At 70.2% G+C, this 9412-nt stretch carries 8 protein-coding genes; 5 read left to right on the forward strand and 3 right to left on the reverse strand.

Going from position 1 to position 9412, the window contains the following annotated elements; genetic code table 11:
- Positions 1-8: 8 nt before the first annotated feature.
- Positions 9-1430 carry an aldehyde dehydrogenase family protein gene (locus ACFXJ5_RS21520; protein WP_384633207.1) on the reverse strand — a complete coding sequence of 474 codons (1422 nt, stop codon included), beginning with the start codon at positions 1428-1430 and terminating at the stop codon, positions 9-11.
- Complete coding sequence (locus ACFXJ5_RS21525) at positions 1430-2530, reverse strand: Zn-dependent alcohol dehydrogenase (RefSeq protein WP_384633209.1); 1101 nt, start codon at positions 2528-2530, stop codon at positions 1430-1432. Before ACFXJ5_RS21525 ends, ACFXJ5_RS21520 begins: the two co-directional genes overlap by 1 nt.
- A gap of 151 nt (positions 2531-2681) precedes the next feature.
- On the opposite strand from ACFXJ5_RS21525, the gene ACFXJ5_RS21530 reads away from it, so the two are divergent.
- Genes ACFXJ5_RS21530 through ACFXJ5_RS21540 form a run of 3 tightly spaced genes read left to right on the forward strand, consistent with a single transcriptional unit; the run spans position 2682 to position 5341 of the window.
- Positions 2682-3503 (forward strand): enoyl-CoA hydratase-related protein, encoded by an 822-nt coding sequence (locus ACFXJ5_RS21530; protein WP_384633212.1) that lies wholly within the window; start codon positions 2682-2684, stop codon positions 3501-3503.
- 22 nt (positions 3504-3525) lie between these two features.
- On the forward strand, positions 3526-3726 hold the full coding sequence (locus ACFXJ5_RS21535; protein WP_384633215.1) for a ferredoxin: 201 nt from the start codon (positions 3526-3528) through the stop codon (positions 3724-3726).
- Between the two features lie 10 nt (positions 3727-3736).
- The gene (locus ACFXJ5_RS21540) at positions 3737-5341 is read left to right on the forward strand and encodes a class I adenylate-forming enzyme family protein (RefSeq protein WP_384633218.1); all 1605 of its coding nucleotides are present in this window, start codon (positions 3737-3739) and stop codon (positions 5339-5341) included.
- Positions 5342-5470: 129 nt separating this feature from the next.
- Here ACFXJ5_RS21540 and ACFXJ5_RS21545 read toward each other — a convergent pair whose 3' ends face one another.
- Positions 5471-6358 (reverse strand): enoyl-CoA hydratase/isomerase family protein, encoded by an 888-nt coding sequence (locus ACFXJ5_RS21545; protein WP_384633221.1) that lies wholly within the window; start codon positions 6356-6358, stop codon positions 5471-5473.
- A 272-nt stretch (positions 6359-6630) separates the two neighbouring features.
- Between ACFXJ5_RS21545 and ACFXJ5_RS21550 the strand changes: the two genes are divergently transcribed.
- Both ACFXJ5_RS21550 and ACFXJ5_RS21555 read left to right on the forward strand, forming a co-directional pair.
- A complete protein-coding gene (locus tag ACFXJ5_RS21550; RefSeq protein WP_384633224.1) occupies positions 6631-8073 on the forward strand; it encodes an aldehyde dehydrogenase in 1443 nt (480 codons plus the stop codon).
- A gap of 57 nt (positions 8074-8130) precedes the next feature.
- Positions 8131-9228, forward strand: a complete 1098-nt coding sequence (locus tag ACFXJ5_RS21555; protein WP_384633227.1) for an NAD(P)-dependent alcohol dehydrogenase — start codon at positions 8131-8133, stop codon at positions 9226-9228.
- Positions 9229-9412 lie beyond the last annotated feature (184 nt).

Raw genomic sequence — 9412 nt, forward strand, 5'->3', positions numbered from 1 at the left:
CGGGGACATCACTTGCGGTTGCGGTAGACCACCTGCAGCTCGGTGAACTCCGCCAGGCCCCAGGGCCCGTTCTCCACGCCCACTCCGCTCCACTTGCTCCCGCCGAACGGCAGGTGCGGGCCGAGGGCCAGGTGATCGTTGACGAAGACGGTGCCCGCGTCGAGCCTGGAAGCGACCTGCGCGGCCCGCTCCACGTCCGGGCTCCAGACCGATCCGGACAGCCCGTAGGTCGTGTCGTTCGCCCGCGCGACGGCGTCGTCCAGGTCGCGGTAGGGAATCACCGGGACTGCGGGGCCGAACTGCTCCTCGTCGACGATCCTGGTGCCCTCGGCCGCCCCGGTCAGGATGGTCGGCTCGAAGAAGTAGCCGTCGCGGTCGACCGGCCGCCCGCCGGCCGCCGCCCGCGCACCACCGTCGAGGGCGTCCTTCACCAGGCCCTTGACCCGCTCGAACTGCGGCAGGTTCTGGATCGGTCCGAGCTGTACGCCCTTCTCGGTGCCCGCCCCGACCCGTACCGAGCGGGCCCGCGCCGCCAGCGCCTCCACGATGTCGTCATACAGCCGCTCAGGGACGTAGATCCGCTTGATGCCGGCGCAGATCTGGCCATTGTTGATGAACGCCCCCCAGAACAGTCCGCGTTCGACGGTGGCGGGGTCCGCGTCGTCCAGCACGATCGCCGCGTCGTTTCCGCCCAGTTCGAGGGTGAAGCGCTTGAGGTCGGGCGCGGCAGCGGCGGCCACCGCCTTGCCGGTCGGCACCGAGCCGGTGAAGCTGATCTTGCGCACCGTCGGGTGACCGGTCATCCAGGCACCGAGTTCGTCCCCACCGCTGACCACGTTGACCACGCCGGGCGGGAACAGCGGGGCGATGACCTCGCCCAGCAGCAGGGAGGACAGCGGGGTGAACGGCGAGGGCTTGAGCACCACCGTGTTGCCCGCCAGCAGCGCCGGTCCGAGCTTCCAGCCGGCCAGCAGCAGCGGGAAGTTCCACGGCGTGATCGCGGCGACCACACCGAGCGGGCGGTGCACCAGCTCCGCATGCGCGTCGGCGTCGTCCTGCAGGACGGTGCGGGGCAGCTCCAGGTCGGCCGAGGCGGTCAGCCAGCGGGCGGTCTCGCCGACCTCATAGCCCGCCGCCTTGAGCGGTTTGCCCTGCTCCGCCGACAGCACGGCCGCGAGGTCCGCCTGCCGGGCGAGCAGCGCCTCGGCCGCCAGCTTGATCGCCGCACGCCGGGCGTCCTCGTCAGCGGCCCAGCCGGGCAGCGCGGCCTGCGCCGCAGCCATGGCGCCGTCGAGTTGCTCGCGAGAGCAGTCCGGGGCCTCGGCGAAGACCTGCCCGGTAGCCGGGTCGACCACGCCGAAGCGGGTTGTGCCGGGCACGAACTGGCCACCGATCGTCATGTAGGGGTCGGTTGCAAGGGCTTGCGTCATCAGAACACCACCACAGCTCGGGCGCCCTTTTCGGAGGCGCAGTAGTCCACAGCGTCGTTCACCTGGCCGAACTCGAAGGTCTCGGTGACCAGTTCGTCGAGCCTGAGCAGCCCGGCCTCGTACAGGCCGACCAGCCGGGGCACGTCGCGCCGGATGTCGGAGGACCCGTAGAGCGAGCCGCGGATGGTCTTCTCGGTCATCACCACGCCGGTGAACGCGGGCACCGTGAGGTTCACGTCGTCGCCGGCGGCGCCGACCAGGATCACCTGTCCGCCCCGGCGGGTCATCCGCACCGCATCGCGCACGGTCTCCTGCCGGCCCACGACTTCGAGTACGTGGTCCGCGCCGCGTCCGCCGGTCAGGCCCCGTACCTCGCGTACGGCTTTGTCGGAGGGCTGGAGCACGTCGGTGGCGCCGAGTTCGGCCGCCAGGTCCAGCCGCTCCTGGTGCATGTCGATCGCGACGATCGTGCGGGCGCCGGCGATCCGGGCGCCCTGCACAGCGTTGAGGCCGACGCCTCCGCAGCCGATCACGACGACGGTGTCGCCGACGCGGATGCCGGCGGTGTTGACCGCGGCGCCGAAGCCGGTGAGCACCCCGCAGCCCAGCAGCGCCGCAGAGGACAGCGGGATGCTGTCGGGGATCTTCACGGCCGCGCGGGCAGGCACGACGCAGCGTTGGGAGAAGGTGCCGAGTCCGGCCATCTGGTAGACCGGCTGCCCGTCGAGGCTGTAGCGCGTGGTGCCGTCGAGCAGCGCGCCCTTGGCGAAGGCCACTCCGGCGGTCTCGCACAGTTGCGGCTGGCCGTGGGCGCAGTAGAAGCACGTGCCGCACTGGGCCAGCCAGGACAGCACGACCCGGTCGCCGGGGGCCACTTCGGTCACGCCCTCGCCGACCTCTACGACCGTTCCTGCGCCCTCGTGGCCCAGGACCACCGGCAGCGGGTGCGGAAGGGTCTTGTTGAAGACCGAGATGTCGGAGTGGCATACGCCGGTGGCGCCGATCTCGACCGCCACCTCGCCCCGGGAGGGGGCCTGGAGGTCGACCTCGGTCAGCAGCAGCGGCTTCTGCGGACTTTTCAGCACTGCGGCGGCGGTCATGCCGTATCCCCGTGGCGGCCGGTCGAGTAGTCTACATAGGTGGTTACTGAGTCACTCATGTTGTATAGCTTAAGCGAGTGTTAGCCACTCGCGCCATACCCGGGGCTCGGAACCACGTGCGCCCGGCCACGGACGCCGATCTGGAGGAGAGATGGAGCTCAAGGTCACCCGCTACGCCATCGACGAGTCAGGAGTCGCGACGGTCCGCCTGCACCGTCCGGAGCGGCGCAACTCATGGACCGGACGGATGCATGACGAGTACCGGTGGATCTGCAAACAGCTCGACGACGACCCCACGGTCAGGGTCATCGTGCTGACCGGCACCGGGCACAGCTTCTGCGTCGGCGCCGACCCCAAGGCGCTGACCGGCTATGTCGAGGCAGACCATTACGACCCGGCGCTGTCGAAGACCGCCGAGCGGCCCGGCTACGGCGTCCGCCCGGAGTTCGACGCCGACATGGCCTGGCAACTGGGCCTGCGCAAGCCGATGATCGCGGCGGTGAACGGCGCGTGCGCCGGCATCGCCGTCGCGCTGGCCGCCTTCTGCGACCTGCGCTTCGCCGTCGAGGGCGCGAAGATCACCACGGCGGCGCCGCGGCTGGGGCTGCCCGCGGAGTACGGCCTGTCCTGGATACTGCCGCGGCTGGTCGGGATGACGCACACCGCCGACATCCTGCTGACCGGCCGGGTGCTTCGGGCCGAGGAGATGGCAGCCATGGGCTTCTTCAACAAGGTGCTGCCCGAGCCGGAGTTCACCAAGCACGTCGACGAGTACGCGCACCTCCTCGCCGCCGCGTCCCCCGACGCGGTGACCAGCGCGAAGCGGCAGATGTGGGCCGACCTGCTGCACAGCGACGCCGCTGCGGCCGTCGAGGAGAGCAAGGCGCTGATCGGCACCCTGATGAACCGCCCCGACTACGCGGAGGGCGTGGCCGCGATGCTGGAGAAGCGCACGCCGCGGTTCGTCCGCTGACCACACACGAACGGAGATGCCAATGAAGGTTCATGTCAACCCTGAGCTGTGCCAGGGGCACAACCGGTGTGTCGTGCTGGCGCCGGACCTGTTCTCCACGGACGAGGAGGGGTTCGCCTCCGAGGCCGGCGACGGGACCGTGTTCGACGGACAGCGGGAGAAAGCGGAACTGGCTGTCGACAACTGCCCGGAACAGGCGATCTCGATCGTCCGAAACGCGTGAGGAGGATTCGATGACTGATGTTTCCCGCTGGGGGCGCGAGGTTTCACCGGCCACGGTCGACGGGCACCCGTGCCTCGTCTACACCCGCCGCCCTGGATCGATGGCGGAGTTGCTCCTCGAAGCCCGCCGCTGGAGCGACCGGGAGTTCCTGGTTCAGGGGGAACGCCGGATGACCTCCGGGGCGCACGAGCAGGCGGTGGCCCGGGTGGCGGCACACCTGCGCGGTCTCGGCGTCGGCCGCGGCACCCGGGTGATGCTGCTGGGCTTCAACCGCATCGAGTGGGTCGTGGCGTTCTGGGCCCTGCAGACGCTGGGCGCGGTCGCGGTGCTGGGCAACGCCTGGTGGAGCCCGGAGGAGGCCGCCGCCGCGGTGGCCCTCGCCGAGCCGGCCCTGCTGGTCACCGACCGGCAGATCGACGGCAGCGCGACCCTCGGCTTCGACACGCTGCGCCCGCTCGTCGACGACAACACGGCCGTGCCGATGGAGTTGGCCCCCGTCACCGAGGACGACACCGCGCTGATCATGTTCTCCTCCGGTACGACCGGGACCGCCAAGGGCGTGATCATGTCGCACCGCTCAGTGGTGGCCAACCTGCAGAACCTGCTCACGCTGACGGGCCGTCTGCCCAACGAGCTGCCCGCGGACCACCCGGGCACCGTGAGCATGCTGTCGGTGCCCCTGTTCCATCTCGCCGGTGTCCAGATCGGCTGCACCAGCCTGCTGTCGGGCGGCTCACTGATCTTCCTCAGCGGCAGGTTCGACCCCGCCGAGGTCCTGACGCTGATCGAGAAGGAGCGGGTACGCGTGTGGGGCAGCGTGCCGACCATGGTCTCCCGGGTGCTGGACCACCCCGATTTCACCAAGCGGGACACCTCGAGCGTCGCCTCGGTCCCGATGGGAGGCTCGGCCATCTCCCCCGAGCTGCGGCAGCGCGTCGCGGCGTCGTTCTCCGGCGTGAAGTCGCGGGTGGGCAGCCTCTACGGTCTCACCGAGGCCGGCGGAGTGCTGGCCGCGGGGAGCGGCCGCCACGTCGCGGAGCGACCGGGCTGCGTGGGCCGGGCGCTGCCCGTGGTGGAGCTGCGGATCAAGAACCCCGACGCCGACGGTGTGGGGGAGATCCAGGCCCGTACCCCCACCGCCACCGGCGGCTACCTGGGCGAGACGGGCGGCATCGCCGACGCCGACGGCTGGATCAGCACCGGCGACCTCGGCCGGATCGAGGAGCCCGACTGGCTCTACGTCACCGGCCGTTCGAAGGACATCATCATCCGCGGCGGGGAGAACATCTCCTGCGCCCACGTGGAGAGCGCGCTGCTCGCCCACCCCGATGTCCTGGAGGCCGCGGCGGTGGCCCTGCCGCATCCCGACCTCGGGGAGGAGGTCGGTGCGGCCGTCGTGCTGCGGCCGGGCGCGGTCCCGGACGTCGACGGCCTGCGGTTGCTCGCCGGGGGGCGGCTGGCGCGGTTCGAGCTGCCGACCCGGTGGTGGCTGCGCAACGCCGCCCTGCCCACCAACGCCACCGGCAAGATCCTGCGGCGCGAGATCCGCGACGCCTGGGTGGGCAGCGGCGGCCAGGACATGGTGCACCTCACGGGTACGACCGAGCCGCACTGAGCAGAGGTGACCGCCGCGTGGTTGGGGGGGCACCAGGAATTGTACACGGGCCCCATCCCCGAGCACATCAGTGTACCATGTTGGTGCCCCTCCTGCGGGCTCCCTTCCGCGGGCGGTCTTGAAAAGCGCTCAGCTGTCGCTTCCGTCACTCCCGCCGTTCCCGTTCCCGCCGTAGTGGCTGTCCCGGTCAGCGAACGCCTCGCGGGTGCCGAGCCGGCCGCGCTCACGCAGGAAGTTGAACTCGTCGGGCTCGAAACGCAGGTTGGTGCCCAGGGTGTGCCCGACATAGCCGCGCCAGAACTGCTGCGTGCCGCCCAGGCTGTCCAGCGCCATCTGGTACATCGCCTTGCCGGTGACCAGCGCGTCCCTCGGGTGCTGGGCCACCTTGCGCGCCCACTCGTCCACGGTGGCCTCCAAGTCCTCCTCGGGCACCGACCTGTTCACCAGCCCCCAGTCGGCCGCCTGCGGGCCGTTGAACTCCTCCCCCAGCAGCAGCAGCTCCCGCGCGCGCTTGGGGCCGTACTTGATGATCTGCGTGTTCAGATGCCAGGTGTTCCCGGCGAGCCCGAGCCGCTGCTCGGCATGGCTGAAGCGCGCGGTGTCCGCGCAGATCGCCAGGTCGACCAGTTCGGCCAGATACAGGCCCGCACCGACGCACACGCCCTGGATCTGCGCGATCACCGGCTTGAGCGAGTACTGGAACGCCATGTAGTTCATGCCGAGCCTGCGGTCGCGGGCCAGCCTGGAACGCTGGCTGGGCCGACGCGGCTTCTCGCCGTTCCGGCCCGGCTCCAGGCCGTAGGAGCGCACCGCGTCGTCGTAGTCGTGCCCGGAGCAGAACGACCGGCCCCGGCCCTGGAGAACGATGACCCGGACCGAGTCGTCCTCCTCGGCCTCGTGCAGCAGCTCGACCAGTCGGTCCAGGTCGTCGAACCGAAGCGCGTTGTGCTTGGCGGGCCGGTTGAGTATCAGCCGGGCCACCGGGCCACTGGCCTCCAGCAGAACCGCGTCGTCCACGATCCACCTCACTTCATCAGCTCACTCTATACAACTCTGAGTACTGTGGTCCATATAGCGTAGACCATTTTGCCAATCGAACCGTCGCACGGTTCCTGCAGAACTCCCGAGACAATCTACAGAGACAGAGCATTAGTTTCTCTGCATGTTGACTACCTGGCAGGAGATCCCTATGTTCAGGTGAGCAGCGCCGCCCCGCATCGCCACAAGCGGCCCGCACAGGACAGGGTCTGTCGGGCTCGTTCGAGCGGTCACCAGCAAAGGAGCCGGGCATGACAGTGGTGCATGACAACTTGTTCATCGACGGAGGCTGGGTCGCACCGTCGACGGACCACCGCATCGAACTGATCAACGCGACGACCGAGGAAACCCTGGGCAGCGTGCCCGAAGCCGCCCAGGAGGACGTCGACCGTGCGGTGCGGGCCGCTCGGCGCGCGTTCGACGAGTCGGGATGGGCGACCACGGACCCCGCCGAGCGAGCCGCCGTCCTCAACCGCTTCGCCGATGCCGTGGAGAAGCGCGCCGAGCAGCTCACCCGCACGGTGAGCCTGCAGAACGGCATGCCGCTCAGCCTGAGCGAGCAGTTCGAGGGCGGTTACGCGGTCGCGCTCCTGCGGTACTACGCCGCGCTGGCCACCTCGACCCAAACCGTCGAGCGCAGGCCGTCGCCGCTGGGCTTCGACACCCTCGTGCAGCGCACCCCGATCGGGGTGGTCGCGGCCGTCGTGCCGTGGAACTACCCGGTGGTCCTCGCCCTCACCAAGATCGCGCCCGCGCTGGCGGCGGGCTGCACCGTCGTCGTCAAGCCCTCCCCCGGCACCGTCCTGGACAGCTTCATCCTCGCGGAGGCCGCCGAGGAGGCGCAGGTCCCGGCCGGGGTCATCAACTGGGTACCGGGCGGTCGGGAGTTGGGCGCCTACCTCGTCTCGCACGCGGACATCGACAAGGTCGCCTTCACCGGTTCCACCGCCGCGGGCCGGATCATCGCCGAGAACTGCGGGCGCCTGATGCGCCCGGTCACCTTGGAACTCGGCGGCAAGTCGGCGGCGCTCATCCTGGACGATGCCGACCTGGGCAAGGTGACCGAGGGCCTGTTCTTCGCCTCGCTGGCGAACAACGGCCAGACCTGCATGGCCTGCACGCGCATCCTGGCGCCGAGCAGCCGCTACACGGAGGTCGTGGACGCGATCACGGCCTGGATGGGGTCACTGAAGGTCGGTGACCCGCTGGAGGCCGGCACGCAGGTCGGTCCGCTCGCGTCGGCCGAGCACCGCGACCGTGTCGAGGGCTTCATCGCCAAGGGTGTCGGCGAGGGGGCCCGACTCGCGCTCGGCGGCAAGCGGCCTGTGGGCCTCGACCGGGGCTGGTTCGTACAGCCGACGGTCTTCGCCGACGTGGACAACGCCGCCACGATCGCCCAGCAGGAGATCTTTGGACCGGTGCTGTCGGTGATCAAGTACGAGGACGACGACGACGCGGTACGGATCGCCAACGACTCCGACTACGGGCTCGGCGGCAGCGTCTGGTCGGCCGACTCCGAGCGGGCCGTGTCGGTCGCGAGCCGGGTGCAGACGGGCACGATCGGCGTCAACGGGTACGTACTCGACCTCAACGCCCCCTTCGGCGGGGTGAAGGCGAGCGGCATCGGGCGGGAGTTCGGTCCTGAGGCCCTCGCCGGTTATCAGCAGCTCAAGTCGATCTACCTGCCGGGCTGACGTCCGGGGTCAGGACCTCACGCCACCCATCCTCATCGTCTCCCAGGAGCAGTATCCATGCGTGTTACAGCAGCTGTCGTCCGCGAAGCGGAAAAGCCCTTCGTCATCGAGGAACTCGAACTCGACGGCCCGGGCCAGGGCGAGGTCCTGGTCAAGATCCACTCCTCCGGCGTCTGCCACACCGACATCGGCGTGCGCAACCAGTGGCTGCCGGTCCCCCTGCCGGTGGTCCTCGGCCACGAGGGCGCCGGTGTGGTCGAGGCCGTCGGCGCGGGCGTGACGAAGGTCGCCCCCGGCGACAAGGTCGTGCTGACCTTCGCGTCCTGCCACAACTGCGGGGCCTGCAACCGCGGCGAACCCGCCTACTGCGAGCAGTTCGTGGTGCGCAACGTCGCGGGCTCGCGCCCCGACGGCACCAACGCCCTGCACGGCGAGGGCGATGTCCACGGCTTCTTCTTCAGCCAGTCCTCCTTCGCCAGCTACTCCATCGCGGTCGAGTCCAACGTGGTCAAGGTCGCTCCCGACACCGATCTGTCCATCGTCGGCCCGCTCGGCTGCGGCATCCAGACCGGCGCCGGCACGGTCCTCAACCGCCTCAAGCCGGAGGCCGGTTCGAGCCTGGTGGTGTTCGGTACGGGCGCGGTCGGCCTGGCCGCGCTGATGGCCGCCAAGGTCGCCGGCGCCACGAAGATCATCGCCGTCGACCTGGTCGACGAGCGCCTTGCCCTGGCGAAGGAACTCGGCGCGACCCACACGCTCAACGGGGCCACCGAGGACGTGGTGGGCGAGATCCGCCGGATCACCGGCGGCGGCGCGAACTACTCGGTGGACACCACCGCGGTCACCTCCGTCGTCCGCCAGGCCGTCGACGCCCTGGCGCCGAGAGGCACCGCCGCCGTCCTCGGCTTCGGCACCGCCGGCACCGAAGTCCGGGTCGACATGCTCGAGTTCCTCATGACGGGCCGCACCATCACCGGCGTGACGGAGGGCGACGCCCGTCCCGACGAGTTCATCCCGAAGCTGATCGAACTACACGCACAGGGGCGTTTCCCCTACGACCGCCTCATCACCACGTACAGCTTCAAGGACATCAACACCGCCTGCGAGGATTCCGAGTCGGGCAAGACCATCAAGCCCGTCCTCCAGATGGTCTGACCAGGGCTCCCCCAGCGCCTCCTTGCAAGCAACCCGGACGCGGGGGGGCGGGGGTGGGGGGGGGGGGGGCGGCCGGCCCCCCCCCCTGGGCGGGCCCCGGGGGCACCCCCCCCCCCCCCCCCCCGCCGCACGCTGTCACTTGATGTTGAACCGCTGGGCCGCGTCGATCCGGATGACCTCACCG

This window comes from Streptomyces sp. NPDC059373 (assembly GCF_042751495.1).
Classification (GTDB): Bacteria; Actinomycetota; Actinomycetes; order Streptomycetales; family Streptomycetaceae; genus Actinacidiphila.